This window comes from Nibrella viscosa, assembly GCF_039541875.1.
GTDB classification, from domain to species: domain Bacteria; phylum Bacteroidota; class Bacteroidia; order Cytophagales; family Spirosomataceae; genus Nibrella; species Nibrella viscosa.
Genome location: NZ_BAABHB010000025.1, coordinates 1 through 25,950 on the forward strand (window position 1 = coordinate 1; position 25,950 = coordinate 25,950).

The following is a 25,950-nucleotide window of genomic DNA, read 5'->3' on the forward strand; positions in this document are numbered from 1 at the left end:
TGGCCGAAGCGTTAAGGTGTCCCTGCTGGGGTTGGTCGCTCACTTTTTGTGAGTGGCCCTAAGTTATACGACTCGTCCTGGAATCGTACAATGAATCAAATCTAAAGGCCGAAGCGATGTAATTCCGGGCGAATTACAACGGCCGGAATTACATCGCCCGGCGACCCAGTCCGTTCTACAAACACGGCCGGAATTACATTCCGGGATACATGTATGACATTTGAATTAACCAAAGAATACCTCGAGCGAATCCAGACGGCAATCGCCGACCAGGATGATGCGTTGCTGAGGGCCGAGATGGAAGAACTTTATCCGGCCGATATTTCGGGTATTCTGTACGAACTGGAAACGGATCAGGCCCGCTACCTGCTCACCCTGCTGGACCGGAAGGTAGGTGCCGAAATTCTGGCGAATCTGGACCCCGGCGACCGCAGAGATTTTCTGGAAGCGTTTTCTTCTCAGGAGCTAGCCCCCTACGTGGATGAAATGGATTCCGACGATGCGGTGGACATCCTGAACGAGCAACCCATTCAGGTTCGCGAGGAAGTAATCGGCCTGCTGGAAGACCGCGAGCAGGCCCGCTTCATTCTGGACCTGCTGCATTATGACGAAGACGTGGCCGGCGGTCTGATGCAGAAGGAGCTGATCAAGATCAACCTCAACCTGACCGTCAACCAGTGTATTGAAGAGATTCGTCAGCAGGCCGAGAATGTTGAAAAAGTGCATGTTGTTTACGTAATCGATGATGCCGGCAAGCTGCTGGGGTACGTCTCGCTGAAAAAAATTGTGCTGTCGCGGAAACACGCAAAGATTGCCGACATCTACGACGAAGACATCATTTTTGTGGAGACCTACCGGCCGGTCACCGAGGTTGCCGAAATCATGCAGCGGTACGACCTGGAAGCCGTTCCGGTGGTCAACGTGCAGGGCCGGCTGCTGGGCCGCATCACCATCGACGACATTGTAGACGTGATTACCGAAAAAGCCGAAGAAGACATTCAGGCCATTTCGGGTATCTCGGGTGAGGTGGTCGAAGACGATAACATCTGGCAGCGTGCCAAAGTGCAGTTGCCCTGGCTGGTAGCTGGTGCGGTCGGGAGTTTGATGGCGGCCACAGTCATCAACGGCTTTCAGGACGAACTGAGCCAGATTGCCGCCCTGGCGGCTTTTATTCCCATCATCGGTTCCACGGGCGGGAATGTGGGTATCCAAACCGCTTCGCTGATTGTGCAGAGCCTGACCGATAAGGGCGGATTAACGGCATCCATGGGACAGCGGCTGCTCCGGACAATTCTGGTGGCGCTCATCAACGGTCTGGTGGTAGGGCTGCTGGCGGGTGCCTATACGTTTATCATCGGCGAACCCCGGCTGTTTTTTGTGGTCTCTACCTCCCTGCTGTCGGTGGTAATGCTGGCCTCGTTTATGGGTACCATTACCCCCCTGCTGCTCAACCGCATCGGCATCAATCCGGCCGTAGCCTCGGGGCCGTTCATTACCACCGCCAATGACCTCATCGGCATTGGCGTTTATTTTCTGATTGCCGATCTGCTGCTGCATTTATAACCCCCGTCTACCCCATGATTGCCGTAATCCAGCGCGTTTCTGAAGCATCCGTCACCATTGAAGGTCAGGTAAAAGGAAAAATCGGGCTGGGCTTTCTGATCCTGCTCGGCATTACCCATACCGACACCCGCGAGGACCTCGACTGGCTCAGCAAGAAAATTGTGGGTATGCGCATCTTCGGCGATGCCGAGGGCAAGATGAACCTCGACATCAAGGCCGTAGACGGCAATATCCTGCTCATCAGCCAGTTTACGCTCCATGCCAGCACCAAAAAGGGCAACCGCCCCTCGTTTATCGAAGCCGCCCGGCCGGAGGTAGCCATTCCGCTCTACGAACAGATGATCCGGCAACTGGCGACTGATCTGGGCAAACCCATCGAAACCGGCGAGTTCGGGGCCGAGATGAAGGTAGCCCTGATCAACGATGGTCCGGTAACGATTGTGATTGACTCAAAAAATAAGGTATAATTGGTCTTTAAATGACACCTGCCCCCTTTATGAACCTAATCCTGACGCTGCTTATCAGCGGCTTAACGCTTACGCTCGTGTCTGCTCAACCGCAGCCCCAAACCTTTGCCGAAAAGCTTGGCTTTCCCAAAGACAAAAAAGTGATTATCCTGCACATTGATGATGCCGGTATGAGCTACGAATCCAACCAGGGCACCATCAAATCGATGGAGCAGGGTATCGCCAACTCCACCAGTGTGATGATGCCCTGCGGCTGGGTTCCGCAGTTCTTCGATTACCTGAAGCAACATCCTCAGGTTGATGCCGGGGTGCACCTGACCCTAACCTCGGAATGGAAAAACTACCGCTGGTTCCCGCTGGTGGGGCGCGACAAAGCGCCCGGCCTGTACGACGGGCAGGGTGCCTTCTGGCCGGGTGTTCAGCAGGTTGTTCAGCACGCATCGGCCAACGAAGTGGAGGCCGAACTACGCGCTCAGATTGCCCGGTTCAGGGGGTTTGGCCTAGAACCCACCCATATCGATTCGCACATGGGTACGCTGTTCGAGCCTAAATTTCTCGACCGGTATATAAAGGTCGGCATTACCGAAAAGATACCCGTGATGTTTCCCGGCGGGCACGCTACTCTGATTGCCGACGATAACCGAATGACCGGAGAGCTGCGGCAAACCGCCCGCCTGATTGGGCAGCAACTCTGGGATGCCGGCCTGCCCGTTATCGATGACCTGTACGCCGACACCTATGGCTGGAATTTACCGAAGGGTACGCCCGTGACCGACAAGAATTTGCGGGAGTTTAAGACCCAGAAGTACATAGACCTCCTGAAAGCCTGCCGGCCGGGCATCACCTTTATCATCAACCACGCCACCGATCCGGGTGAACTCTTCTCCCAGATCAGCGACTCCGGCCCCACCCGCAAAGGCGATATGCTGGCCATGATGGACCCGGCCCTGAAAGCCTTTATTGATAAAGAAGGCATTATCCTGACCACCTGGCGGGAACTTATCAGCCGGCGAAAGCAGGTAAAATAACGGTCGGCAAGGTCCCGGCTACATAGCCTTGCCGGTTCAAAAGACCGGCTGCTATCTTTTTTAGCCACATACCAGCAGAAGTATAGTGTCCGTTTATCAGAAAACGCTATTTTTACCCAAACCACCGAGACAGGCGTTTCCGGACCACTACCCGGACGTCTTTCCTGACCCGAATGGAGTTTCTGCCACCTGAATTGTCGGCTTACGCCGACGCCCACACGACTCCCGAAAGCGAGTTGCTGAAGCGGCTCAACCGCAACACCCACGCCCATATGCTGCGGCCCCGTATGCTGTCGGGCCACATGCAGGGCCGGCTCCTGGCCATGATCTCGCACATGCTGCGGCCCCGGCGTATTCTCGAAATCGGCACGTATACCGGTTATTCGGCACTTTGCCTCGCCGAAGGGCTCACCGACGATGGCCGGCTGATTACCATCGACAACAACGAAGAGCTGGAAGATTTTGCCCGCTCCTACTGGAACGAATCACCCTACGGCGACCGCATCGACTTCCGGCTGGGCAACGCCCCCGACCTGATTCCGGATATCGATGAGGTATTTGATCTGGTGTTTATCGACGCCGATAAGCAAAACTACGCCTTGTATTATGATCTTGTGCTGGACAAAGTACGTCCGGGCGGGATACTGCTGGCCGATAATGTGCTGTGGAGCGGTAAGGTGGTGGAGCCGGTGAAACCATCGGACAAAGACACCAAAGCCGTGCTGGCGTTCAACGAAAAAGTACAGCATGACCCACGGGTCGACAATATCCTGCTACCCATCCGGGATGGCTTACTGATGATCCGAAAACGGTAGAACCTTATTTTGAACTGAGCAGACCGACAAAGACAATCTGTTATGAAGAAACTACATGTCCCCATTACCTGCCTTTTGGTCCTGATCTGGATGCATTCGCTGGCTCAGCCGCAGCCCGGCACCCAGCGCAGCGTTCCGGTGGTACCAACCCAACTGCTGTTTGCCGGTATTTCCGTACAGATGGATGAAGGTGCCCGTGCGCTTATTCAGCAGGACATCAACGCGCTGATGGCGAACCGGCAGTACTGGGATATGAAGCTCAACCGGGCGGCTCTTTACTTTCCCATCATTGAAGGCATTTTTACGGAAGAGCAGATACCGCTCGACTTCAAATACCTGGCCGTGCAGGAAAGTTCGCTCACGCCCGATGCCGTCTCTATTTCGATGGCCGTTGGGTACTGGCAGTTTAAACGCGAAACGGCCCTCGACCACGGTCTGCGCGTAGACGACGAGATCGACGAGCGCAAGAGCATCACAGCCTCCACGCGGGGAGCTGCCCGCTACCTGAAACGGACAAATGCCATTTTCAACAACTGGGTCTCGGCCCTCTACTCCTACTACCTGGGTGCCGGCGGTATCAGCCGGATTATCCCGCAGGAATGGGCCAACGCCCGCGAAATTTCGGTTAATGCCGGCACCGACCGGTATATTCTCCGGTGCTTCGCGCATAAGCTGGCCATCGAAAATGCGCTGCAGACCTTCACGCCGTCTAATCCGATTGCGCTGCTGACCTACCCCAACGGGAACGGCAAGGCGTTCAGCCAGATCGCAGCCGACCTCGAGCTTGATGAGTTCGAACTGCGTAAATACAACCGCTGGGTTGCGGGCGATGTAGTGCCGAACGATAAACCGTATGTGATGGCACTTCCGGTACCGAACGACCGGCTTGCCGACATCCGTCGCCGGCTGAACCCCGTACCTACCGACAAGCCGGTGCTGGCAGCCAGAAAACAGCCCATTCCGGACGGCGATGACATTGGCTTTCCGGTACTGCGCCGGATTACGCCCCCCGGCAGCGCCAAAAACGAGCCTATCTATTACGAAATCAACGGCCTCAAGGGTATTCAGGCGCAGGCCGGTGACACGCCTTCGTCCCTGGCCAATAAAGCCGATATCAGCCTCGCCAGCTTTTTACGGTACAACGACATGGGCGAGCGTGATCCGGTCCTTACCGGCGACGTATACTACCTGGAGAAAAAGCGCCGGAAAGGAATGATCCCGTACCATACCGTCCGGGAAGACGAAACCATGCGGGGTATCTCGCAGATGTACGCGGTCCGGCTGAAGAAGCTGATGCGCTACAACCGGCTCGACCGGATTCAGAAACTACAGGTAGGCCGGGTAATGTGGCTTCAGAAGCGCCGGCCTGCCGGCGCGGTCGAAGTTATCAATGCACCGGACGCCCCGGCCCCTGACCGTTCGACCGTAGCCCGGAACGAGACCGACAGCCGCAGCACCCCGGCTACCCGGCCGGCCGACAACAGCAACGCGATTCCACGCACGGCGGCCGAACGCAAACTGTATCAGCCGAAACTGGTAACCCCCGATGAAAGCCCGGCCGAAACGCAGCGTCAGGAATCAGTAGCTTCCCGGCCGAGCAGTCAGCCCACCAACCGCGCCACTCCTCCCGCACCGGCCCCCACTGCCGACCGGCCGGCAGAAACACCGGTAACTACCCCGGCCCCATCGGCCCCGGCGTCGGGGGTGGCCAATCAGCGCGTTATTATTGTCCGGCCGGCCGAAGAAGACCTGGCGACCAACACCCGCCCGGCAACTACCCCGCCCCCGGCGGCAACGCCTGCCAAAGCGGTTTATCCGGGCACAGACCCGAAAGCAACCTATAGCCGCCCGGCCGGCACACCGGCCTCCGTACCGGCCACAACCCGCCCGGCGGCCGCCAAACCCGCAACGCCGGCCCCGACAGGCACGTCGACGCATAGCGTACAGCCCGGTCAGACCTATTACAGCATCTCCAAGCTGTATGGCCTGACAATCGATCAACTGCTGGCACTGAACAACCTGACGCTGAACGACAAACTGGCCATTGGCCAGGAGCTGATCGTTCGCGCTGCGGGAGCAGGTAGTGAGGCAACCCGGTCGGCCCGCCCGGCGGCTCCATCGGCGGCTCCGGCCACTCCGCAGTACCATACGGTCATGAAGGGTGAGACCATGTACCGGATTTCGAAGCAGTACGGAGTTACCATTGAGCAAATTCAGGAGTGGAATCAGCTTTCGGATGTGACGGTAAAAGAAGGGCAGCGGATAAAGATTATCAAGCCGTTGTAACCGGCGCGACACCGGCTGGTCACCGACTACGCCGGCGCAATAACGGGGAGTATATAGCCAGGCGGCTGTGTACTCCCCGTTTTTTATGGCAGTTTTAAGATGTCGGGGTTATTGATTAACTTTATAGGGGCATTTGGTAACGATGCCTGTACACGAAACGTATGATTTTAATCGATAACACCTGCATCAGCGACGATATAGCCGACAAATTTTTTGTCTGTAACCTCGATAAATGCAAAGGAGCCTGCTGCGTAGAAGGCGATATGGGTGCCCCCCTGGAGCAGAGTGAGCTGGCGATCCTGAAAGAAATATATCCGAACGTAAAGCCTTACCTCTCGCCCGAGGGCATCAAAGCCATTGAGGAGCAGGGGCTGTACGAAGAAGATTTCGACGGTGATTACGTCACCACCACCATCAACGGCCGGGAGTGCGTCTACGCCATTTACGACGAAAAAGGCACCCTGAAGTGCGGCATTGAACAGGCCTACCTCGACGGCAAGATCAGTTTCAAAAAGCCTATTTCCTGCCACCTCTACCCCATCCGGATTACCAAATACGAGCACTACCACGCCCTCAACTACGACCGCTGGCCCATTTGCAGCCCGGCCTGCGGCCTCGGCAAGGAGCTGAACGTACCCATCTACAAATTCGTCCGCGAAGCCCTCGTCCGCGCCTACGGTCAGGCATGGTATGATGCGTTGGTGCGGGAGGTGGAAGGAAGGGAGGTTTAACGTTTAAGGTTTAACGTTTGACGTTTGACGTTACAGCAGGCGAAGCTAACGTCAAACGTCAAACGTTAAACCTTAAACGATTCATATGCCGCGCGATTACTTCCAGGACGTTTACGATGTTGTGCGGCAGGTGCCGCCGGGGCGGGTTACCACCTACGGAGCTATTGCGCGATACCTGAGCCTGCGGGCGGGGGCGCGGATGGTGGGCTGGGCCATGAACAGCTCGCACGGGCTGGACGTACCCGCGCACCGGGTGGTTAACCGCGTAGGCGTGTTGTCGGGCAAGCACTTCTTTGGTCACCCTACAGCCATGCAGGAACGGCTGGAAGCCGAAGACATACAGGTAGCCGATGATCGCGTGGTAGACTTTGACCGCCTATTCTGGGACCCCGCCACAGAGCTAACGGTATAGGCTCCGGCTACCCTCAGTCTCCAGTTAACCAATCAACTACGCAACCAATCATAAGTCCCGGATATACGCCTGCCCACCCAGCGCCCGCATCTGGCGCATGATCTGACTGGTCCGGCGCTGCACGTACGCCGATGGGTTGCGGATGGAGAACCGCCGGGGACTGGGCAGCACGGCCGCAATCCGGGCGGCTTCGGCCCGGCTCAGCGTACTGGCCGCGTGGCCGTAGTAACGCTGTGAGGCCGCTTCTACCCCAAAGGTCATCGGCCCCATTTCGGCCACGTTGAGGTACACCGCCAGAATGCGTTCTTTTCCCCAGATCAGCTCGATCAGAATGGTAAAGTAAGCCTCCAGCGCTTTGCGGATATAGCTGCGGCCGTTCCACAGGAACACATTCTTGGCCACCTGCTGCGAAATGGTGCTGGCTCCGCGCAACCGCTTCCGCTTTTCGCTGAGGGCGTCTTTGATCTCGTCCAGATCAAAGCCCCAATGGGTCGGAAAATTCTGGTCTTCAGACGCAACCACGGCCAGCGCGGCTTCTTTGGAAATCCTGTCGTACGAGCGCCAGGTCTTATAAATCTTACTGTCTTCACCCGCGCCGATGGCTTCAACTTTTCGGGCAACGACCAGGGGCGTAAACCAGACAGGAACAAATTTCAGCACCACCACCCAGAGCACGGAAAACAGGAAGGCAAACAGCAGCAGCTTCAGAAAATACCCATAGAGCCGTTGCAGCAGTGGCCGCTCCCGCATAAAGGCCTTCGCCGTTGACCAATACCCCCGGCTCATTGACCGTGACCCGGAACTACGGCCACCGGACGATTGCGCCCGGTACGAGCCGGCCGAATAGCCGGCCGCTTTGGTCGGTGGCACCTGACGGGCCTGGTTGCGAAATCGGTTGGCGGGCCGCTCCTGACTCATACTACACGGGTTGATTAGCGGGCGAAAATGGCAAAAAAAGCGGTAACTGCGGCTTCTTGGGACTAATCTTTATCCATCAGTCCACAAATAACTCAGCCGCCACGCGGTCGGCGAAGAGCTTGCCGGCCTCAGTCAGGCGCAGTACACCCTTGTCGATCAGCAGCCAACCGGCCGTTTGCAGCTTCTCAACAGCCAACCGATTAACGGCTAAAAAGTCACTGCCCAGCAGGTGGTTCAGCTCCTCGATACGGCATCCCCATTTGGTGCGCAGGCCTGTCAGCAGGTATTCATTTACCTGATCGGCGGGTGTTAACTCCTCCCGCTCCGCCGGGATCTGGCCCGAGTGAAGTGTCGCTTTTCGTAGCCCGGTTATATAACGTGGATTATGCGCCACATTGTATTGCCGGCTGTGGCCGTTGTAGGAATGGGCTGCCGGGCCAATGCCCAGGTAGGGGCGTCGCTGCCAGTAGGCGCTGTTGTGCCGGGCGTAGCAACCGGGCTTGGCAAAGTTGGCGATTTCGTAATGTTCGTAGCCGGCACCGGTCAGAGCATGTACCAACTGCTCAAAATGTTCTGCCGCCAGTGAATCCTCGGTGGGTTGCAGCTTCCCCTTCTGCTGCCGGCGGCCAAAGGCAGTGTTGGGTTCGATGGTGAGGCTATAGGCCGATATATGCGGCACATCCAGCGCCAGAGCCTGCTCCAGGTCGGCCTGCCAGCGGTCTTCGGCGCGGTTCGGAATGCCGTAGATCAGGTCGACGCTAAGGTTGTCGAAACCAGCCTCCCGCGCCAGGCGCACGCACTGTTTGGCTTCGGTGGCGGTGTGCGCCCGGTTCATCCACCGGAGGGTAGACTCATCAAACGTCTGAATGCCCACGCTCAGGCGGTTGACATACCGGCGTAGCATGGTTAGTTTATCCGGCAGCAGGTCGTCGGGATTAGCTTCAAGGGTAATTTCGGCCTGGGGCGCTACGGTAAACTGCTGGTGGATGGCGTCGAAGAGTTGGGCCAGTTCGGCTTCGGTCAGCAGGGAGGGCGTGCCTCCACCAAAGTAAATGGTCTCCAGGTGGCGGGTGGGCAGGTAATCGGCCCGCAGATGAATTTCGTGCGCCATGGCGGCCACCAGCTCGGCTTTGAGCGTCTGATTGGTGCTGAAGTGAAAATCGCAGTAGTGGCAGGCCTGCTTACAAAACGGTATGTGCAGATACAGATGCATGGCGTCTGTAGTACACAAAAGAAAGGCCGGGGGTTCCCGGACGACGAAAGGAGAAAGGGAAGAAAGGCCTAACGGAGAACGATTAATCGTCGGGGCACTTTTTGCAGCGCTTGCCTTTCTTGTATTTTTTGCAGCACTTCTTCAGGACACACTCCTGACCGGCAAACGGATTCTCACCCAAGGCTTTCCCTACGTTAAATGTCAACTCCGCTGCTTCCGGCTTTTCTGCGACTACCATGACTATTTTCTGGATTACGATGCAAAGCTCCTGTTTATTTAGAACAATTACAAATAAAACGAGAAAATAATTCTATGGTTTTTATGGGTTAGCAACCGGTCGGCTTGTCAATTTGCCGGCAGGTAGTTGCGATTGGCGGGGAATTTATATTTTTACGGGTATGCACCGCCTACGCCCCTACGCCCCGTTTCTGCTCCGGCTCGCCTTTGGGTATGAGCTTTTTGATGTTGCCGGCCACACGGCGCTGCACCCGGCAGAAGGGATTCCGGGCTATGCCGAATGGCTGAAAAGCCTGGGTTTTCCCTTCCCCCTGGTGAGTGCCGCCCTATCGGCCTACGCCGAATTCATCGGTGCAATACTGATGGTAATCGGCTTCAAAACGCGCTGGGCCGGGGCGGTCCTGGCCATTAATTTCGCCTTTGCGATCCTGATGGGGCATATTGCCATCGGCGATACGTACAAAAATGCATTTCCGGCTATCAACCTCTTTGCCATGAGCATTTTCCTGCTGCTCAACGGTCCCGGCAAGCCTTCCATTGATGAGGGGGTCTGAATGAGTACCCCTGGGAGGTATTACTCGCCCGATGACACCAGCACATCCAGCAGGATCTCCCCTTTCATGTAGAGTTGCACCTTGCCGGACATATCGACGCGGTCCCCGTGGAGTTTGCATTCGAGATATCCCCCGCGCTTCGACAACTGCCGGGCGGTCAGTTGCGTCTTGCCCAGGCGCTCGGCCCAGAACGGAATCAGGGTGGTATGTGCCGAGCCCGTAACGGGATCTTCGTTGATGCCTACCTGCGGGGCAAAGAACCGGGAGACAAAATCGACATCGTTGCCGGGGGCCGTGACAATAATGCCCCGTGCCGGTACTGTTGCCAGTTCGTGCATATCGGGGGTGAGCTCTTCAATCTCGGCCTGCGTTTTATACACCACCAGAAAATCCGTTTTGCCTTTGTAGACTTCGGCTGGTTTAAGGTTCAGGCTGGCCGTGAGCGCCGGCGGCAGCAGCGGAGGCTTCGTGAGCGTATCGGCCGGGAAATCGAGAATCAGCAAATCACCCTCGCGGCAGACTTTCAGCGTTCCGCTGCGCGAGTCAAAGAATATATGCTCGGCTGCCGGTCTGTCTTCCAGAAAAAAGACTACATAGGCGGCCGCCAGGGTAGCATGACCGCACAGGTCTACCTCCACGGCGGGCGTAAACCAGCGGATGTGGTAGCCCTGCTCGGTTTTTACATAAAAAGCGGTCTCGGCCAGGTTGTTCTCGGCCGCGATCTGTTGCATCTGTTCATCGGGCAGCCAGTCGGTCAGCGGACAAACAGCGGCCGGATTACCGGCAAACAACTGATCGGTAAAAGCATCCAGTTGATAAAGGCGTATCGGCATGAGGGTATGGGTATAACAGGAACGGGATAATGTGGTTACGAGGGCGTAGTATCAACTTCAGCCTGCAAAGCCAGAAACAGAGACTCATCAAAGGCCGCTAACGAAGGAATTTTCAGGGTAGCCAGATCGAACTTTGAATCGTCGAACTCGTAATCGGCCGGCACCGCTACGGTTATCATACCGGCCGCGTGGGCCGATTTCAGGCCATTGCCGGAATCTTCAAACGCCAGGCAGCAGGCCGGATCAACGCCCAGTTTGCGGGCCGTGCCCAGGTACACATCCGGGTGGGGCTTGTTCCGCGCTTCGAGCGTTGCCGAATGCCAAACTACGAAGAATTCACGAATGTTCAGCCGGTCAATCACCAATTCGATCAGGTTCATGGGCGAGGCCGAGGCAATGGCCATCGGGATACCCTTTGCCCGGAAATACTGTAGCCGATCGAGCATACCGGGCATAGGTCCGGCCCGGTGCCCTATATAGTCGAAGGCTTTTCCGTGGATCTCATGGGCGACCTCGGCGCGGCTGCGGTTGGTCCACGGCCGGCGCTCGTACCAGTACTCCACCACCGATTCGATGGGCATACCCGTTGTCCGCTTGCACATCTCTTCGGTCAGCGCCAGCCCCACGGTCTGGAACACCTCTATTTCGGCAATCCGCCAGTGGGGTTCAGAATCCACCAGCAGGCCGTCCATATCAAATATAGCGGCACAAATCATACGCACAGGTTCTTGTTCAGGTTGTAAGCAGAAGCAAGACATTACAGGTAAACCGTGCTTCTGCTGCTTAATTCCGGAAGGGGTACTAAGGTAACCCGCTCATTGACTGAGTGGTTAGCCGACCCGGCTAAACCGCTGCCGGCCGGAAGGGCTTCACATCAATTTTTTCCCAGACGCGGCCGGTCACATAGGGATCATTCTGTAGCCACTGCTGAAGTTGCTCCTCCGACTCAAACTCCACGACCATCATGGAGCCGATCATCCGGCCTTCGGGGTCGAGCAGAGCCCCACCGATGACAAAGTTGCCGTTGGCTTTCAGGCCCCGGGCGGTTTCGAAATGGTTGGGACGAGCGGCCATCCGGCGGTCGAGCGCCTGCTCATCCGTATAATCATACGCGTGAATAACGTAGTGCATGGTGATAAAATGGCGTAGGCTATGTGTTAAAGGCAATTCTGGCGGGCAAGGTACTATTTTTTTCGATAGGCAGGCGAGCGGCTGCTACTGTTCCGAGGGGTTATTTACCGTTTAGTAAATCATGAGACCGAATCTCCTCCACCTCAGTTGAAATTCCGTTCATTAATCAATAGGTTTAAGTTTCTGCTCTCTTGCATGATTGAACAACAGAAACTCCTGCGCCTGTTTAAATTGATCCGCCTGCTGGCCGACCGGCCCGGTCGCACCCTTCAGCAGTTGGCCGACTCGCTGGAGGTTAACAAACGAACCGTTTACCGCTACCTGAAGCTACTGGAGGAAATCGGGTATCTGGTGGACACCGACGAACACGACCGGCATTTTCTGTTTGAGGCCGACTCTCCGCGCCGGCCTGCCTTTACGCCCGAAGAGTCGGCGCTTGTGAGCCGCCTGCTGACCAGCGCCGCGCCCGAAAATCCGCTACGGAGCAGTATCCGCCGGAAACTGTACCTGACCTCCGAACTGGTGCCGCTGGCCGACGAACTCCTCGACCGCCACCAGGGGCAGGTAGTCGAACGGCTGTCCGAAGCCATCCGCGACAACCGGCAGGTACGGCTGGTGCGCTACCAGTCGGCCAACTCCGGCAGCATCCGCGACCGGCTGGTCGATCCGCTGTCGTTTACCGAAAACTTTGCGCTGCTAACTGCCTACGAACCGGTGTCCGGCAAGGAAAAGACCTTTAAGACCCGGCGCATTGAAGACGTGCAGGTGCTGGACTCCACACGCACCTATACCGAAGCCGAACAGCCGGTAGACCTTTTCGGCTGGTCGGGCAACACCATACACCGCGTTTTGCTGCGACTGACGAGCCGGGCGTACCGGCTGCTGATCGAGGACTACCCACCCACACGAGCCTTTACGGAAACCTGCGAAACGGGTAAGTGGCCGTACTGTTTCCGGGGCGAAGTGCGCGACTTCCGGGGCATCGGCCGGTTCATTCTGGGCCTGCCGGGTGAAGTTCAGGTTGACGAACCAGAGGAGTTGAAGGGGTATTTGCGCGAACGGGCTGCAACGGCCATCTGGTGAGGAATATGGAAGCAGAAACTATTTTCTTTTCTGCTGAGCGGCCTGGCGGGCCTGTTCAATACGCAGCATGGCTTCCTCACGAGACAGCCGCTCAGCGGGAAGACTCAGAATCTCTTCCCAACTCATTTCACGGAAAGTCTTACCTGTGATAGTGTTTTTAAGGGCACCATAGTCTTTTGATTTCTTGTTCATCGGCCAATTTGGAACAGTAGTTAGGCAAATTTAACAAGTCACAGGAATCAGCGACACAAATTGTCAAATCGAAGGTGGTTATTTGAAGTACCCAAAACCATTAACTCAGATCTGCATGCTCCAAACCCAAATAAGAATTGGCCAACAACTCAGTCAGGAACGAGGGGAATGGGACGATATACTGGACACGCCAAATATTGAAACAAAAAACAAGAAAGGGGATCCCATAACAAACTTCGTTGTTCCCCTAATTTTCAATCTGGACGAACGGAGAGTTGACTTTGGTATTTTGCTTGAATACGACCCAGATGAGTCACCAGGGCGGTACTTCAATGTCAAGATTCAGGGAGGAAACAACAAGGCTGTGTACACCTGCGTGGAGTGGAAAAAGTTAGAGCAACTCCGCAAGACCTTCTTTGGCATTGTTGATAAGAAAGGCACTGAACAGGACCGGGGACAATTCGCTGACGCCATTGAAACCAGCTTTGCCGATTTGCAGTCAACTCTGCTGTACGAAGTGCTAAGTGAGGTTTTTACGTTGCGGTCCGAATTTGAACGTCGACTGGCATTACTGGAAAACACTAAACTCACCGAAGCCGACAAAGAGAAGCTTAGTGACGACGACAGGCAGTTTTTGAAAGCTGTGACGATGAAGCCCTCGGAGCGGCTTGTATTGGTTGCAGCGCATGTAGTTTGGTCGGAGAAAGGCTATACGCACCCAACACTATTTAGCCAGGTTGAGGGCTATCTGACTTTTGTAAAGCGAAAGTTTATTGGTGACGATCCTGCTCCACCCGCAGAAGAATCCGTTGAAAAACTGTGCTATGCTACAGGAGAACGATCAACTGTGGTAAGCGAACTGGATATTTCGGCACGGTATAGCCTAAATAAAATGTTTGTCACAACAACAGTCAATTATGCCAGTGGCTGGGAGAATGGAGCATTTCAGAAAAACTATCAGATTGACAAGCAAGCTCAGGTTTATTTAGAAAGAGGCTCGAAATATTTGCTTGAAAAGTACAAAACGCGAATTGCAGGCATAGATCACTGCATAATACCTCAACTTCTTTATCGAGACAAAAGCGACATCGAAACCACCTTGCGCACATTAAGCCATAATTCTGACCTGCTATTTCAGTTTAACACGTATCAGGAGATTGTTAGTGATTTAGATGTGGAAACAGATAATCCCTATTGGATAACGTTTCTGGGATTTGAGACAGATGGTAATTATTTCAAAGCTATCAATGTCATCAAAGATGTTAGCCGGACCCATTTTGAGCAATTGATTGGCGCTTTTCGCAGGCTCAATAACGAATGGAAGACCATACCGGGTGTGAACTGGGCAAGTATCATGAGCATGGGTAAAGATCAGATACCCCTTCAATTCAACTTGTACACTGTTTACACGATGATTCCGGTACGTCGGGATAAGGAGAAGAAAAATGAAGCCCTTAACCTGTTCAAACAAGTTCTTGAAAAGCGGCCTATCGAACGCGCCAAATTGTTTGATTACTTCAAGGAATTAATTCTATGCCACTACTACGGCCGATACAGTAGCTACACCAACATCCGCGAAAACACAGAGTTCGATTTCGCCATTCGGAACGCTGTGTTCCAATACCTCGCTTTTATACAGATTCTGAAACAGTTTAACCTGATTAATCCAATGGAAGAAAATCAACTTGATGAGGTTGACGAGATCACACTCGATGCCCCACCCGAAGAGCAAGTCCTGCCTGAGTACCAGCAAAAAGTTGAGGAGTTTTTCACACGAATGACATACAAGCCTGAACATCAGGCCCTCTTTTATCTGGGGCGTGTCCTGAACACAGTAGCACAAACGCAGTACAAGAAAGAACACAAGACTAAGCCCATCCTCAAAAAGCTGAACTACAACGGCATGGATCGGGACGATATTCGGCGACTACACCGTGACTTAGTCGAGAAAACTCAGCAGTACAGCATTCATAAATTGACGGAAACAACATTAAGCCGTTTTGTGATGCTGTTCAATCATGAAAACTGGGCTATGAAGCCCGAAGAAGCTCTATTCTTCATTTTGTCAGGCTACTCCTTCTTCGCTGGCAAAACAAAAAAAGCTAACAATGACTAATCTAACCCACCCACAAAACTAATGGCAACATCGATTTCAAATAATGCTGATTTCCTGTTTCTCTATGAAGCAATGCAGTGTAATCCCAACGGCGATCCCGATCAGGAGAACAAACCGCGTATGGATTACGATACGGACACCAATTTGGTGACCGATACGCGCTTGAAGCGTTATATCCGCGATTATTTAAAAATGACCGGAATCGAAATTTTTGTCGATATGGAGGACGGCCGAAAAGTAACACCCGAGCAAAAATTAGAGGCTGTCATCAAGCGTGTTTTAGCGAACGACGAAACCATTGGCGAGCTATTCGCGGAAAACGCAGCAATGGGCGACGCCCTGGCGAAGATAGTTGAAGCAGAAAAGACACCCGATAAGATTTTCAAAAAACTACAGGATAAAGCAAATCGGTCCTTAAGCGTTTACCTGCTGGCACAAATGGTCAAGCAGAAGTTTGTGGATATTCGTCTCTTCGGCAGTGCCTTCGCCGTTGAAGGGTTCACCCGCGCCTACACAGGACCTGTGCAAATTAATTGGGGTTACTCGCTGCACAAAGTTCAGTTGATGGAATCAAGTTCAATTGTTACGACGATGAATGACGATAGCAGCACATTTGGAAAAGATTATCGAGTCCATTACAGCCTGCTGGCGTTCAACGGCACCATCAACAAGTTTGCTGCACAAAGCACCGGCCTGACCGCCGACGACCTCAATATATTTCGTAATGCCATTTGGCAGAGCGTACCTGCCATGCCAACCCGTTCAAAACTCAATCAGTACCCTAAACTTTACGTTGAAATCACCTATAATGAGGGTTTTTTCAACGGTCATTTCGGCGATCTGCGCAACTATGTAAAAGCGGCCCCAGTCGAGGGAGTTGAAGTGAAGCAAATCCGGCGTTTTGAAGATCTGGCATTTGACATTACAGCTTTGCAAAAACTACTGACAGAAAACACAGGGGAAGGCAAAGCTATTGAATCAGCTTACATCAAGTCGGCTACTGGTATCGAGCTGTCTGCAAAATAACCTGACACATGGAAGTCTTGCAGATTGACGTGGGCGGTAAACTCGCCCACTTTCGCAAATACTATGCGAACAATACGGCTATGAGTTTCAGCATACCGCCCCGTACTACTCTTATGGGAATGCTGGCTGGTATGCTTGGGCGGCCCCGCGACAGCTATTATGAGGAATTATCGTCGGAGCGGATTCGGATCGGAATTCGGGTAATGCATCCAATCAAAAAAACGTTTCATCGTCTCAATCTGCTCAAGATTGTCGGCAAGGGGGATTTCGATGGCTCAAATGGACGGATTCAAACGCCCTTTGAAGTTGTGAGCGGGCTTAGTATCAGCCGTGACATGGTTGTTTATCGCGTATACGTATCCTGCTACGAGCTAGGCACTGAAACGTTTACCAAATTGAAACAGTCTGTTTTGGAACGGCAGTTTCAGTATGCACTTACGTTTGGGACAGCTAATTTTACGGCATCTCTGATTTCGGCAACCCTAATCACGGAAGCACAACAGAACGAAGCTACCGGCTGGGTAGTGATACATTCCGCTATGCCCTCTGAAGCGGTTGAGCAACTGGATTTTGACCGTCAACGAACAGAAGATACACTTCAATTAATCGAAGAGGAACTCCTGCCCGGTGACTTTGTAAGCAACTTCGACCGAGAGCTTCGGAGAATGGATCGGGTGCTGTTTTCAACTACGGCATCTGGTATACGGGTAAAGCTCAACAAGCCTTTTTACACGCTCGAACAGGGTTCCGAAACGCAGCATATTCTATTCATGGAATGACAACGTTCTACTCCCACAGTAAACAACACTCAGACGGCACTGTGTTTGGCTCAAAACGCCTGGCTGATCACACTAAAGCGGTGACGGAAAAAGCTTTGCAGTCGTTCTACAAAAACGTTACCCTTTACACAAGCGCACCGTTAACTGAGTTACTGCGTCTGGTGGGTATGTATCATGATCTTGGCAAATACACCACTCACTTCCAGAATTACCTGCTTCAAACGGGCGATTTCGATCAGGAACTAAAGCAACACGCCAAATTCGGTGGCTTTGCCCTTTACCAGAAATACTGTTCATTGGGCTTCGAGAGGCTGGCTTTGTGGGCAGCCTACCTGATTATTCATCACCACAAGAGCCTGACCGACATCAACGATTTAAAAAGCTTTGTGGTAGAGGACAGCAATGACGAAAACATCTTCAATAAACAAGCAAAAACAATATATTCGGCTCTGAGCCAAATTTCAACTGAGTTAGGGGAGCCGGATTTAGCCAGCTACATCAACTACCCAGATAAGAAGCTTATCAGGATTGTCCGAGAGTTAGAGCGAAAACCAGACATTGCGAACTATTTTCTGATTAACTACCTGTTTTCGCTGCTGATTGAGTCGGATAAGATAGATGCTTCAGAGACGACCTTATACGCCCGGAAGGCACTATCAGCAACATTGGTTGACCAGCGGATTCCTGCTGTACCGTTCCAATCTCACGTGCCCGACACGTTAAGGCAGCTGGATCAGAAGGCGTTGCGTGATTATGTGCGGGGGGCCGTGATGCAGCAATTAAACAGGGATGACATTCTGCAAAAACGGCTTTTCACCTTAACAGCCCCAACGGGCATTGGTAAAACCTTAACTGCGCTGGATTTCGCTCTTCGGCTCAAGGCTAAAATACGCGAAGAGGAAGGCTACGAAGCCCAGCTTATTTATGCGCTGCCATTTATCAACATCATTGAGCAGGCTATTATAGAGTATAAACGAGTAATCCCAGCGAGTGAGGGACTTGTTTTAGCTCATTATCAGTTTGCTGATGCTCTCGAGCAGTTGTCTAAGAAAAACGATGATGAGGAAAATCAGGGCTGGAATCAAAAAACCATGCTGCTCGATACGTGGCAAAGTGATGTTGTTATCACAACCTTCGTTCAGTTTCTACAAACACTGATTGGCCACCGGAACAAACTGCTAAAGAAGTTTCATCATATCGCCGGTGCTATAATCATTCTGGATGAAGTGCAAACCATTCGGTTAGAGCAACTACCACTTATCGGGGCGGCCTTGTTTTATGCAGCCAAGCTTTTGAATGCCCGAATTCTTCTGATGACGGCCACTAAGCCGAAAACATTTGAGTTAGCTAACCGTGAAATTATTGCGAGAGAGGACGACAAATTGGATGTTTTGGAATTACTGGCAGAACATGAAGCCATTTTCGGGGCATTTAAGCGCACCAAAATTATCCCTTTAATCAATCCCCCTGTTGCGGATGAGAGTGCTTTTATTGAAGACTATTTTGCTGCTTACTGGTCAGAAAAAAAGTCTTGCCTTATCGTCTGTAATCTGGTAAAAAGATCAGTGGATGTATTCACAGCCATTCAGGAATACGTTGGCGAACGAGGCTACCAAAACAAAGTATATTACTTATCGACCAACATTGTACCTGCTCATCGGCTTGATGTTATTGAGCGAGTCAAACTTGACCTTAAATGTGGTTTTAAACCAATACTCGTTGCTACTCAATGCGTTGAAGCAGGTGTCGACTTAGACTTTGACATGGGATTCCGGGATGTAGGCCCTATTGATTCAATTGTGCAAGTAGCTGGCCGGGTTAATCGCGAAAATTCTGTAGAACGTCAGCACTCCCCACTGTATGTAATTGATTTCGATGATTGTGAAAAGATTTATGACCGGACAACAGCAACGCAGTCTCGAGAAGCTTTGACTAAAAGTGCAGCTGATTATAACGGAGAAATCCCCGAAGAACATTACCTGTCTCTAATTGGCGCATATTATGATAACCTGTCTGCTGATGGTGTAAAATCGTTTAAGACTGCCCGTGCGATTTTTGGAAGCATGAAACGCCTGAACTACAATAATGAAAACAAAGAAACCTGTCCGGTTTCGAGTTTTCAGGTTATCGAGCATAAAGGCTTTGCTGTATCGGTCTTCATTGAATTGGATGATGAAGCCACAACCGCTAAAGATGCTTTTTGTATGCTTATCAATAAAAAGCTCAGCAAAGAGAAGTTTGACACCAAGCACAAGTTGGCCTTTAATCAACGGATTATTACTGTCCCAAAATACCTATCGAAAGTCAAGGAGCTTCAGATAGACAAGAAACGCAATGAACTCCTAGACGGATTGTATATAGTTAACTGGGATGAACTTGATACTTATTATAACCAGATAACTGGTTTTGACCGAAGCAAAGAAGATTCTTCAGCAGCCACAACCGTTTTTTTCTAAAATGACCACCCTCACTCAAACCCTGCTTCCCCTCACCACCATCACTTTCCCGGAAATTGCCCTGCGGACGCGGGATGCGCATAAGCTGCGGGGATACTTCGGGGAGTTATTCCGGGAGCATTCGCCCCTGCTGCACAATCATTACGAAACCGATACCGACGAGTCTCCGCGTTACCGCTACGCCTATCCGCTGGTCCAATACAAGGTGCTGCACCGGACACCCACGCTGGTGGGTATCCGCGAGGGCGCTACGCTGCTGGCCCAGCTTTTTCTGCGCATCCGCGAACTGGATATTAACGGCGAACGGTTTCCCGTCCTGAGCAAGCACATCCGCCACGAGCAGGCCCCGCTGGGTATCTCCGACGAGTTGCACCGCTACCGCTTCGAGACGCTCTGGATGGCTCTTAACCAGGATAACTACCGCGACTACCGCAACCGCAGCGAAACCGAGCGCCATGCCCAGCTCAAACGCGTGCTGATTACCCAACTGCTGGGGCTGTTCCGCGAAGCCGACCTGTGGCTGGCTCCACACGAGCGGATTATGGTCCATCTGTCGGTCGAGCCGCACACCACGCAGTTCAAGAACCAGACGATGATGGCCTTCGCCGGCGAATTTACCGCCAATGTGGTTCTGCCCGACGGTCTGGGCCTGGGGAAGTCGGTGGCGCGGGGGTTTGGTGCCGTGCGGAGGTTGAGTAGTTGATTGGTTCACTGGTTAATTGGTTAAATAGTGCCCTCCACCCAACCAGTTAACCAATGAACTAATCAACCAGTCAACCAATCAACCACCATGCAGCTTCACATCAACACCTACGGTACCTACTTGCATGTCCGCGAGGAGATGTTTGAGATCCGGCGACGGCTCGAAGACGGCAGCGTAGAGAAAAAGCCGTTTTCGGCCGCCGCGAAGGTCACCAGCATCGTCATGACTACGGGAGCCTCGCTCAGCACCGACGCCATTCAACTGGCCATGCGGCACAACGTCGACATAGTGTTTATTGAGCATGACGGGACGCCCATCGGCCGGGTGTGGCACAGCAAGCTGGGCAGTACCACCAAAATCCGGAAGATGCAATTGGAAGCCAGCCTATCGGAGGTGGGCGTTACGTGGGTAAAAAGCTGGCTGCTGCAAAAGCTCGACAACCAACTCAACTTCATCAAAGACTTGAAGAAGCACCGGCCGCAACATGCCGATTTCCTGAACGATAAGATCAGCCGAATTGAAGCTTTGTACGTGTCCATCAACACACTGGAAGCGAAGCAGGTCGGCACCATTGCCGATACATTACGCGGACTGGAAGGAACCGCCGGGCGGCTGTACTTTGAAACCCTCAGCTACGTGCTGCCGCCCGATTACCGGTTTGCCGGACGCAGCAACCGCCCGGCCCTCGACGCGTTTAATGCCTTTCTGAACTACGCCTACGGCATTCTGTACAGCAAGATCGAAAAGGCGTTGATCATCGCCGGGGTCGACCCGTACCTGGGCTTTCTGCACCGCGACGACTACAACCAGCTGAGCATGGTGTTCGATTTTATTGAACCATACCGCATCTATGCCGATGAGATCGTGTTTCGGTTGTTCTCGGCCAAGAAGGTCAACAAAGCCCACACAAGTCCGCTAGCCGCAGGCGTCACCCTCAACGCCGACGGTAAGGCACTGCTGGTTGGAGCTTTCAACGAGTTTATGGACAACGATCCGATCCGGCACCGGGGCCGCAACCTGGTGCGCAGCCATGTGATCCAGCTCGACGCGCATCAGTTTGCCAATGCTCTAATTGCGAAAGAGCAGGGCGCGGAGCCTGAAAGAGCGAATGAGTGAATGAGTGGTTTCGCAACATTATACATTCTTAAACAACTAAACTCATCCCGGCTACGCACCCGCTCTTTCACTCATTCACTCTTTTGCTCTTAACATCATGATCATCTGGGTACTCTATGATATCGAAAACGACCGTCGGCGCAATAAGGTGGCAAAGATCTGCAAGCAGGCCGGGCTGTACCGGGTACAGTTTTCCTGCTTTCTGGGCACACTCACGCCGAATCAGAAAGACACACTCCGGCTCCAGTTGGAAGAACTTATAGACGAAACAACCGACAAGGTATATATTTTCCCGATGAGTCGCAGCGAACTTCAGCAGACCGACCTCCTCGGCCAGGCATTTGATAAAAAACTGGTTACCGATGAAATCAGAGCTTTGTTTTTCTGACTATGACCCTTACACCTTCCCACATTATAGAATACCTGTTCTGTCCGCGGTTTACATATTTTGAATATGTCCTGCGGATACCGCAGTATGAGGAGAAAGATTATAAAGTTATGCGCGGCCGTCACCTGCACGACCAGCGGCTGGAGCAGAACAAAGACTACCTGCGCCGGCGGTTGGGCGTGGTAGATAAGCACCAGGACCAGTACCTGACCAACGCGTTGATCCGGGGCCGCGTGGATGAAGTGCTGGAACTGGCCGACGGGACGCTGGCTCCGCTGGACTACAAGTTTGCGGAATACAAAGACCGGGTATACGAAACGTACCGGACGCAGTTGTACTGTTATGCCTGGCTAATTGAGGAGAACTTCGGACGTCCGGTCCGGAAAGGTTTTCTGGTGTATACCCGCAGCAGGAACAAGGTGATTGAGGTAGCCATTGAGGAGCAGGACAAGCAGGAGGTAAAGCAGGCTGCTGCGGAAATTCTGCGGATTATCGATCAAAACTTTTTTCCAAAGGCCACCAGGTACAAAGCCCGTTGTGTAACTTGCACTTACCGGAACATCTGCATCCGCTGAAGGCTTTTCCGGGTATCAATTTATTTTTTGCTACGTCGAAATATGCTGTAAGTTGCTGTAAACAGGAGAGTTGCCGTTCCGGAAAGAAGTCAAAACAATGCCCAAAAATCGTTTTTTGACATATTGTAAAACACAAAATAAGCCAGAGCAGAATATGTATAAGACTCTGGCTTTAAACACGTTGCCAACCGCGACGGCTTCCAGAGGTATCCAATTGAAAAGATGGATTGAAACCCGCACAAACCCACAATGACGATGCAGCCGACAACCACTTCCAGAGGTATCCAATTGAAAAGATGGATTGAAACTGCAGGTGTGGGCTTCATGGCTCGTCAGCCCAGCACTCTTCCAGAGGTATCCAATTGAAAAGATGGATTGAAACTGGTCAGGCGTACAACACAGATACCCAACCGTTACACTTCCAGAGGTATCCAATTGAAAAGATGGATTGAAACCCAATGAGTTGTTAGATACAGTGTAACGGTTGGGTATCTTCCAGAGGTATCCAATTGAAAAGATGGATTGAAACCTGTCGAGCCAGTCGTAGACGGCACTGCCCAGGTCTTCTTCCAGAGGTATCCAATTGAAAAGATGGATTGAAACGTAATAAGTTTCAACTGCGGGGTTTCAAATCCCGCTACTTCCAGAGGTATCCAATTGAAAAGATGGATTGAAACTCCATTGTCCGTTTTCGTTACTTGACTTCGCAATTAACTTCCAGAGGTATCCAATTGAAAAGATGGATTGAAACTTTTTTTCACGGCGAAGTGACGCTGTAGTCGTCCGGCTTCCAGAGGTATCCAATTGAAAAGATGGATTGAAACCATTAAACAATATTCCGGCGTTTACTTCCGCCGGACTTACTTCCAGAGGTATCCAATTGAAAAGATGGATTGAAACCCGGGTGGTCGCCGTTCTGCATCGCGGCAACTGTATCTTCCAGAGGTATCCAATTGAAAAGATGGATTGAAACATTCAACTCTTGCGTACTCAACCGGAACATGAAAGAACTTCCAGAGGTATCCAATTGAAAAGATGGATTGAAACGTTATTGATGCTGTTGATGTCCCGCTGCTGCTGGTCTTCCAGAGGTATCCAATTGAAAAGATGGATTGAAACTAGCGCCGGGTATCCACCCGCCCGTTTACCGGGTAGCTTCCAGAGGTATCCAATTGAAAAGATGGATTGAAACTTTTATTTCCTTGTTGTAAATATCATACTTACAAAGACTTCCAGAGGTATCCAATTGAAAAGATGGATTGAAACCGCCCGGTTCAACTCATCCAGATTCGTCCACACCTGCTTCCAGAGGTATCCAATTGAAAAGATGGATTGAAACCCCTCACTATCAGGATCTACCTTTCGAATAGCTCTGAGCTTCCAGAGGTATCCAATTGAAAAGATGGATTGAAACTTGATAACTTCTTGGGCAGTATCGCCAAATATAATCCTTCCAGAGGTATCCAATTGAAAAGATGGATTGAAACACCCGGCTCCGAGAAGTATCAACATCAGTTTTGATTCTTCCAGAGGTATCCAATTGAAAAGATGGATTGAAACGCCCGTATATGTACTTTTTACCTGAAAAAAAACTTTAACTTCCAGAGGTATCCAATTGAAAAGATGGATTGAAACAAGTATGGGTCTACGCCACCATCGAAGAAATCCTGTCTTCCAGAGGTATCCAATTGAAAAGATGGATTGAAACGCCGATTTCTTTTTCGCGATATTATCTGGTAATCACTTCCAGAGGTATCCAATTGAAAAGATGGATTGAAACAAATGTTAATTAATCTATCGGCATCGCTTCGGAGCAACTTCCAGAGGTATCCAATTGAAAAGATGGATTGAAACTTTTGTCCACAATCCAGCAAACAGATTTTCGAGTGGTCTTCCAGAGGTATCCAATTGAAAAGATGGATTGAAACGCTAAGAAACACCGGGGGCCGAAAGGCCCCCATAACTCTTCCAGAGGTATCCAATTGAAAAGATGGATTGAAACTACTTTTCAGCCGTATGGAGTTGTCCTTTGTGCCGGCCTTCCAGAGGTATCCAATTGAAAAGATGGATTGAAACAGGTACTCAGCTTCGAGTTGCGCCCGTTCGAATATGCTTCCAGAGGTATCCAATTGAAAAGATGGATTGAAACAAATGACTTACTGCGTAAGCGGAAGATCGACCGGTGCTTCCAGAGGTATCCAATTGAAAAGATGGATTGAAACTGAAAATTTGGTGGTTAACGCATCCGGAATACGCCTTCTTCCAGAGGTATCCAATTGAAAAGATGGATTGAAACTTTACCCAGGGTGTGGCCACGTCGGGACCCGGTGCCCTTCCAGAGGTATCCAATTGAAAAGATGGATTGAAACACGTATTCAGTCTCATCATCTTTGGCATGTTCCGCCCTTCCAGAGGTATCCAATTGAAAAGATGGATTGAAACCCAGGATTTTGCCATATTTTTCGGCCTTAGGAGGTTACTTCCAGAGGTATCCAATTGAAAAGATGGATTGAAACTCGCTTATGTAATGGCTTTCTACTTGGCGTTCCCCGCTTCCAGAGGTATCCAATTGAAAAGATGGATTGAAACAATGGTCATTGCCACCCCTAGCTTACTGACTCCACCCCTTCCAGAGGTATCCAATTGAAAAGATGGATTGAAACATATTCAGGGCGGTCGCGGCATTGATTTTGAGAATGTCTTCCAGAGGTATCCAATTGAAAAGATGGATTGAAACTCGACGAGTCGGCCACGATCAAGGAGCCATTCTACACTTCCAGAGGTATCCAATTGAAAAGATGGATTGAAACACTGTCCTTGCTGCGGGCGGCTCTACCGATCAGACGCTTCCAGAGGTATCCAATTGAAAAGATGGATTGAAACAACCATCGTGGCCATGACCACCAATCCCAATGAGTTCTTCCAGAGGTATCCAATTGAAAAGATGGATTGAAACTTCGATAATTTCCGGCAGCGGCGGGAATCCGTCGTACTTCCAGAGGTATCCAATTGAAAAGATGGATTGAAACATTGTACGATGAAGGCAAAGGAAATTAATGCGATTGTCTTCCAGAGGTATCCAATTGAAAAGATGGATTGAAACATAAGTTGCTCGGTTGCGCCAGGGTAGTTTTCGTGGCTTCCAGAGGTATCCAATTGAAAAGATGGATTGAAACAACGTAAACAGCTTTGCCGGGTGCTGCCGGCTCAATCTTCCAGAGGTATCCAATTGAAAAGATGGATTGAAACGAATACATGAAGATTGGTGTGTCGAGCCTGTTGAAGCTTCCAGAGGTATCCAATTGAAAAGATGGATTGAAACAGAAAA

The 25,950-nt window shown here is 51.7% G+C and carries 24 protein-coding genes and 1 CRISPR repeat array (1 of these 25 only partly in view); of the genes, 17 read left to right on the plus strand and 7 right to left on the minus strand.

The window, feature by feature from the left end:
- Window positions 1-213 precede the first annotated feature (213 nt).
- The 7 genes from mgtE to ABD931_RS28605 all read left to right on the plus strand — a co-directional run bounded on the left by mgtE (window position 214) and on the right by ABD931_RS28605 (window position 7,302).
- Complete coding sequence (gene mgtE, locus ABD931_RS28575; protein ID WP_345271517.1) at window positions 214-1,563, plus strand: magnesium transporter; 1,350 nt, start codon at window positions 214-216, stop codon at window positions 1,561-1,563.
- Between the two features lie 14 nt (window positions 1,564-1,577).
- The gene (dtd, locus tag ABD931_RS28580) at window positions 1,578-2,030 is read left to right on the plus strand and encodes a D-aminoacyl-tRNA deacylase (RefSeq protein WP_345271518.1); all 453 of its coding nucleotides are present in this window, start codon (window positions 1,578-1,580) and stop codon (window positions 2,028-2,030) included.
- Window positions 2,031-2,059: 29 nt separating this feature from the next.
- Window positions 2,060-3,058, plus strand: a complete 999-nt coding sequence (locus tag ABD931_RS28585; RefSeq protein ID WP_345271519.1) for a polysaccharide deacetylase family protein — start codon at window positions 2,060-2,062, stop codon at window positions 3,056-3,058.
- A 173-nt stretch (window positions 3,059-3,231) separates the two neighbouring features.
- Window positions 3,232-3,873, plus strand: coding sequence for an O-methyltransferase (locus tag ABD931_RS28590; RefSeq protein ID WP_345271520.1), 642 nt, complete (start codon window positions 3,232-3,234; stop codon window positions 3,871-3,873).
- 42 nt (window positions 3,874-3,915) lie between these two features.
- Window positions 3,916-6,159 (plus strand): LysM peptidoglycan-binding domain-containing protein, encoded by a 2,244-nt coding sequence (locus ABD931_RS28595; RefSeq protein WP_345271521.1) that lies wholly within the window; start codon window positions 3,916-3,918, stop codon window positions 6,157-6,159.
- A gap of 161 nt (window positions 6,160-6,320) precedes the next feature.
- Complete coding sequence (locus ABD931_RS28600; RefSeq protein ID WP_345271523.1) at window positions 6,321-6,890, plus strand: DUF3109 family protein; 570 nt, start codon at window positions 6,321-6,323, stop codon at window positions 6,888-6,890.
- An 85-nt stretch (window positions 6,891-6,975) separates the two neighbouring features.
- Complete coding sequence (locus ABD931_RS28605; RefSeq protein WP_345271524.1) at window positions 6,976-7,302, plus strand: MGMT family protein; 327 nt, start codon at window positions 6,976-6,978, stop codon at window positions 7,300-7,302.
- Between the two features lie 48 nt (window positions 7,303-7,350).
- Here ABD931_RS28605 and mtgA read toward each other — a convergent pair whose 3' ends face one another.
- The 3 genes from mtgA to ABD931_RS28620 all read right to left on the minus strand — a co-directional run bounded on the left by mtgA (window position 7,351) and on the right by ABD931_RS28620 (window position 9,671).
- Window positions 7,351-8,220: a monofunctional biosynthetic peptidoglycan transglycosylase gene (mtgA, locus tag ABD931_RS28610; RefSeq protein WP_345271525.1), complete on the minus strand. Its 870-nt coding sequence runs from the start codon at window positions 8,218-8,220 to the stop codon at window positions 7,351-7,353.
- Window positions 8,221-8,296: 76 nt separating this feature from the next.
- The gene (gene hemW, locus ABD931_RS28615; protein WP_345271526.1) at window positions 8,297-9,433 is read right to left on the minus strand and encodes a radical SAM family heme chaperone HemW; all 1,137 of its coding nucleotides are present in this window, start codon (window positions 9,431-9,433) and stop codon (window positions 8,297-8,299) included.
- A gap of 82 nt (window positions 9,434-9,515) precedes the next feature.
- Window positions 9,516-9,671: a hypothetical protein gene (locus ABD931_RS28620; RefSeq protein WP_345271527.1), complete on the minus strand. Its 156-nt coding sequence runs from the start codon at window positions 9,669-9,671 to the stop codon at window positions 9,516-9,518.
- A gap of 160 nt (window positions 9,672-9,831) precedes the next feature.
- Here ABD931_RS28620 and ABD931_RS28625 point away from each other — a divergent pair, with 160 nt between their 5' ends.
- Window positions 9,832-10,224, plus strand: coding sequence for a DoxX family protein (locus tag ABD931_RS28625; protein ID WP_345271528.1), 393 nt, complete (start codon window positions 9,832-9,834; stop codon window positions 10,222-10,224).
- A gap of 20 nt (window positions 10,225-10,244) precedes the next feature.
- Here ABD931_RS28625 and ABD931_RS28630 read toward each other — a convergent pair whose 3' ends face one another.
- The 3 genes from ABD931_RS28630 to ABD931_RS28640 form a co-directional block, all read right to left on the minus strand.
- The gene (locus ABD931_RS28630) at window positions 10,245-11,057 is read right to left on the minus strand and encodes a PhzF family phenazine biosynthesis protein (RefSeq protein ID WP_345271530.1); all 813 of its coding nucleotides are present in this window, start codon (window positions 11,055-11,057) and stop codon (window positions 10,245-10,247) included.
- Window positions 11,058-11,092: 35 nt separating this feature from the next.
- Window positions 11,093-11,773, minus strand: coding sequence for a hexitol phosphatase HxpB (gene hxpB / locus ABD931_RS28635; protein ID WP_345271545.1), 681 nt, complete (start codon window positions 11,771-11,773; stop codon window positions 11,093-11,095).
- A gap of 127 nt (window positions 11,774-11,900) precedes the next feature.
- Window positions 11,901-12,188: a YciI family protein gene (locus ABD931_RS28640; RefSeq protein WP_345271531.1), complete on the minus strand. Its 288-nt coding sequence runs from the start codon at window positions 12,186-12,188 to the stop codon at window positions 11,901-11,903.
- Window positions 12,189-12,383: 195 nt separating this feature from the next.
- On the opposite strand from ABD931_RS28640, the gene ABD931_RS28645 reads away from it, so the two are divergent.
- Window positions 12,384-13,271, plus strand: coding sequence for a helix-turn-helix transcriptional regulator (locus ABD931_RS28645; protein ID WP_345271532.1), 888 nt, complete (start codon window positions 12,384-12,386; stop codon window positions 13,269-13,271).
- A gap of 18 nt (window positions 13,272-13,289) precedes the next feature.
- Here the strand turns inward: ABD931_RS28645 and ABD931_RS28650 are convergent, their stop codons facing one another.
- Window positions 13,290-13,463, minus strand: coding sequence for a hypothetical protein (locus tag ABD931_RS28650; RefSeq protein ID WP_345271534.1), 174 nt, complete (start codon window positions 13,461-13,463; stop codon window positions 13,290-13,292).
- A gap of 115 nt (window positions 13,464-13,578) precedes the next feature.
- On the opposite strand from ABD931_RS28650, the gene ABD931_RS28655 reads away from it, so the two are divergent.
- The 8 genes from ABD931_RS28655 to cas4 all read left to right on the plus strand — a co-directional run bounded on the left by ABD931_RS28655 (window position 13,579) and on the right by cas4 (window position 22,622).
- Window positions 13,579-15,579: a TM1802 family CRISPR-associated protein gene (locus ABD931_RS28655; protein ID WP_345271535.1), complete on the plus strand. Its 2,001-nt coding sequence runs from the start codon at window positions 13,579-13,581 to the stop codon at window positions 15,577-15,579.
- Between the two features lie 21 nt (window positions 15,580-15,600).
- Entirely contained in the window at window positions 15,601-16,605 is a 1,005-nt protein-coding gene (gene cas7b / locus ABD931_RS28660) for a type I-B CRISPR-associated protein Cas7/Csh2 (RefSeq protein ID WP_345271536.1), read from the plus strand.
- An 8-nt stretch (window positions 16,606-16,613) separates the two neighbouring features.
- Entirely contained in the window at window positions 16,614-17,384 is a 771-nt protein-coding gene (gene cas5 / locus ABD931_RS28665; RefSeq protein ID WP_345271538.1) for a CRISPR-associated protein Cas5, read from the plus strand.
- Window positions 17,381-19,840, plus strand: a complete 2,460-nt coding sequence (gene cas3 / locus ABD931_RS28670; protein WP_345271539.1) for a CRISPR-associated helicase Cas3' — start codon at window positions 17,381-17,383, stop codon at window positions 19,838-19,840. The genes cas5 and cas3 overlap by 4 nt, the downstream gene beginning before the upstream one ends.
- Before the next feature lies 1 nt (window position 19,841).
- Complete coding sequence (locus ABD931_RS28675; protein ID WP_345271540.1) at window positions 19,842-20,543, plus strand: CRISPR-associated endonuclease Cas6; 702 nt, start codon at window positions 19,842-19,844, stop codon at window positions 20,541-20,543.
- 87 nt (window positions 20,544-20,630) lie between these two features.
- Complete coding sequence (gene cas1, locus ABD931_RS28680; RefSeq protein WP_345271541.1) at window positions 20,631-21,659, plus strand: CRISPR-associated endonuclease Cas1; 1,029 nt, start codon at window positions 20,631-20,633, stop codon at window positions 21,657-21,659.
- A gap of 97 nt (window positions 21,660-21,756) precedes the next feature.
- Window positions 21,757-22,047 carry a CRISPR-associated endonuclease Cas2 gene (gene cas2 / locus ABD931_RS28685; protein ID WP_345271543.1) on the plus strand — a complete coding sequence of 97 codons (291 nt, stop codon included), beginning with the start codon at window positions 21,757-21,759 and terminating at the stop codon, window positions 22,045-22,047.
- Window positions 22,048-22,049: 2 nt separating this feature from the next.
- Window positions 22,050-22,622, plus strand: a complete 573-nt coding sequence (gene cas4, locus ABD931_RS28690; RefSeq protein ID WP_345271544.1) for a CRISPR-associated protein Cas4 — start codon at window positions 22,050-22,052, stop codon at window positions 22,620-22,622.
- A 197-nt stretch (window positions 22,623-22,819) separates the two neighbouring features.
- Window positions 22,820-25,950: direct repeats of the CRISPR family, unit length 37 nt; unit sequence CTTCCAGAGGTATCCAATTGAAAAGATGGATTGAAAC; it runs 5,812 nt beyond the window's last position.

Coding starts and splice junctions, on each gene's coding strand:
- ABD931_RS28675 (WP_345271540.1), top strand. CDS start 19,842: ATGACCACCCTCACTCAAACCCTGCTTCCCCTCACCACCATCACTTTC.
- ABD931_RS28620 (WP_345271527.1), bottom strand. CDS start 9,671: ATGGTAGTCGCAGAAAAGCCGGAAGCAGCGGAGTTGACATTTAACGTA.
- hxpB (WP_345271545.1), bottom strand. CDS start 11,773: ATGATTTGTGCCGCTATATTTGATATGGACGGCCTGCTGGTGGATTCT.
- ABD931_RS28605 (WP_345271524.1), top strand. CDS start 6,976: ATGCCGCGCGATTACTTCCAGGACGTTTACGATGTTGTGCGGCAGGTG.
- cas7b (WP_345271536.1), top strand. CDS start 15,601: ATGGCAACATCGATTTCAAATAATGCTGATTTCCTGTTTCTCTATGAA.
- ABD931_RS28595 (WP_345271521.1), top strand. CDS start 3,916: ATGAAGAAACTACATGTCCCCATTACCTGCCTTTTGGTCCTGATCTGG.
- cas1 (WP_345271541.1), top strand. CDS start 20,631: ATGCAGCTTCACATCAACACCTACGGTACCTACTTGCATGTCCGCGAG.
- ABD931_RS28590 (WP_345271520.1), top strand. CDS start 3,232: ATGGAGTTTCTGCCACCTGAATTGTCGGCTTACGCCGACGCCCACACG.
- ABD931_RS28585 (WP_345271519.1), top strand. CDS start 2,060: ATGAACCTAATCCTGACGCTGCTTATCAGCGGCTTAACGCTTACGCTC.
- dtd (WP_345271518.1), top strand. CDS start 1,578: ATGATTGCCGTAATCCAGCGCGTTTCTGAAGCATCCGTCACCATTGAA.
- cas3 (WP_345271539.1), top strand. CDS start 17,381: ATGACAACGTTCTACTCCCACAGTAAACAACACTCAGACGGCACTGTG.
- ABD931_RS28655 (WP_345271535.1), top strand. CDS start 13,579: ATGCTCCAAACCCAAATAAGAATTGGCCAACAACTCAGTCAGGAACGA.
- ABD931_RS28640 (WP_345271531.1), bottom strand. CDS start 12,188: ATGCACTACGTTATTCACGCGTATGATTATACGGATGAGCAGGCGCTC.
- ABD931_RS28630 (WP_345271530.1), bottom strand. CDS start 11,057: ATGCCGATACGCCTTTATCAACTGGATGCTTTTACCGATCAGTTGTTT.
- cas5 (WP_345271538.1), top strand. CDS start 16,614: ATGGAAGTCTTGCAGATTGACGTGGGCGGTAAACTCGCCCACTTTCGC.
- hemW (WP_345271526.1), bottom strand. CDS start 9,433: ATGCATCTGTATCTGCACATACCGTTTTGTAAGCAGGCCTGCCACTAC.
- ABD931_RS28600 (WP_345271523.1), top strand. CDS start 6,321: ATGATTTTAATCGATAACACCTGCATCAGCGACGATATAGCCGACAAA.
- mtgA (WP_345271525.1), bottom strand. CDS start 8,220: ATGAGTCAGGAGCGGCCCGCCAACCGATTTCGCAACCAGGCCCGTCAG.
- cas4 (WP_345271544.1), top strand. CDS start 22,050: ATGACCCTTACACCTTCCCACATTATAGAATACCTGTTCTGTCCGCGG.
- ABD931_RS28645 (WP_345271532.1), top strand. CDS start 12,384: ATGATTGAACAACAGAAACTCCTGCGCCTGTTTAAATTGATCCGCCTG.
- cas2 (WP_345271543.1), top strand. CDS start 21,757: ATGATCATCTGGGTACTCTATGATATCGAAAACGACCGTCGGCGCAAT.
- ABD931_RS28625 (WP_345271528.1), top strand. CDS start 9,832: ATGCACCGCCTACGCCCCTACGCCCCGTTTCTGCTCCGGCTCGCCTTT.
- ABD931_RS28650 (WP_345271534.1), bottom strand. CDS start 13,463: ATGAACAAGAAATCAAAAGACTATGGTGCCCTTAAAAACACTATCACA.
- mgtE (WP_345271517.1), top strand. CDS start 214: ATGACATTTGAATTAACCAAAGAATACCTCGAGCGAATCCAGACGGCA.